The organism is Dietzia cercidiphylli (assembly GCF_014145145.1).
In the GTDB taxonomy this organism is placed as follows: Bacteria; Actinomycetota; Actinomycetes; order Mycobacteriales; family Mycobacteriaceae; genus Dietzia; species Dietzia natronolimnaea.
In genome coordinates this window covers 1-1,578 of record NZ_JAALEA010000006.1, presented here as the reverse complement: position 1 = coordinate 1,578, position 1,578 = coordinate 1, and the positions used below count along the sequence as shown (strand labels likewise).

The 1,578-nt window shown below is 70.5% G+C and carries 1 protein-coding gene; it reads right to left on the bottom strand.

Annotated elements, in window-relative coordinates:
* Positions 1–317: 317 nt before the first annotated feature.
* Positions 318–1,148, bottom strand: coding sequence for an HAD family hydrolase (locus G6028_RS00330; protein WP_179524420.1), 831 nt, complete (start codon positions 1,146–1,148; stop codon positions 318–320).
* Positions 1,149–1,578 lie beyond the last annotated feature (430 nt).

Here is a 1,578-nt window from a genome sequence, read left to right as displayed (position 1 = left end):
ACGGCTGGCGCGGACCCACGGCTGGTGTGCCTCTCGGGCGTTATCCGTCGCGTGGGTTCCGGAGTATCGATGACGGTGGCTCGGACGGGGAACCGTGACTTCTCTTCCGTCACCGTCCTGGCGTCGTCGTCACCGTGCCCTGAGCATGCCGCGCGGACAGGCGCCCCGGCGATGGGGGGATCCCACAAGGAACCCGGGGACTTGCGGGTGGTTCCCGCCATCGCGTCCCGCCGTGTCGGCGGCGCACGATGAGGAGTTGGGGCCGAACGAGGGCGGGTCGGGTGATCGGTCCCGGCGGACGAGTCGGGTGACCGGGTTCAGTGGTCTCGCCGCGCGGAGCGGGCGAAGGAGAAGGCCGCCGCCCCCACCGCGAGCGCGATCGCCCCGACGCCGATGATCGGCCCGGTCGCGCGTTCCAGCGTCGGGAGCAACGGGGTGGGGTTGGAGAAGGTGAGGATCGGCCACCCGCGCTCCAGGGCCTCGCGGCGCAGCGCGCGGTCCGGGTTGATCACCGTCGGATGCCCGACCTCCTCGAGCATCGGGAGGTCGGTGGAGGAGTCGGAGTAGGCGTACGAGGCCTCCAGGTCGTAGCCGTAGCGCCGGGCGAACGCCCGGATCGCCTCGGCTTTGCCCGGTCCCTGGCAGTAGAACTCGATGGACCCGCCGTACCGCCCGTCGGCGTCCCGGTTCATGCGGGTGCCGGCGTAGTGGTCCACGCCGAGCATCCGGGCGATCGGCGCCACGAGTTCCTCACCGGAGGCGGACACGATCACCAGGTCGTGCCCGAGCGCCCGGTGCTCGGCGAGCAGTTCCTGCGCCTCGGCGTACACGGTCGGCGAGACGGTCTCCGTGAGTCCTTCGGTGACGATGCGCTCGACCTTCTCGGGCTCCCACCCCTTGGTGGCCGTGGCCATGGCCTGGCGCACCTTCTGCATCTGGTCGTCGTCGGCGTCGGAGAGGCTGAACGCGAGCTGCGTGTAGGCCAGATCGATCACCGATCGGCGGGACAACAGACCCTCATCGAGGAAGGATTTGTTGAACGCGAACACCGACGAGGTGGCGATGATCGTCTTGTCGAGGTCGAAGAACGCGGCGACCCGGCGAGGTCGGTGCGATGACCGAGGGCCCTGGCGGCGTGGGGCGGACACGGCTCCACGATACGGTTCTTGTGCTCACCGCGCGGATAAGTGATACTGATCACGCTCGTAAGAGCATCCCCCTATAGGTGCTCGATTCGTTCCCCCACGAATCGGGACTTCGAGAAACCGCGGCGTCCCCCTGCCGCGGTTTCTCCCATTTCGGGCGGGGTCCGCGGCCCGGGGTGTCCGGGTCGGGGACCCCGGGTCCCGGCCTCTCCACAGCCCCCGGCCTCTCCACAGCCGCCCCCGGGACACTGCATCGGGCCGGGTCCGCCGACCGGTGGGTGCGCCACGCTGTGCCCGTGACCCAGAGCCCTCGCGCAGCGCACGACACAGTCCCCGACCCTCCCGCGGGCAGGACCGTCGCGGTCGACGTGACCGACCCGGACCTCGACGCCGATGTCCGCGCCGTGCTCGCCGCGTTGGCCCTGGACCCCGT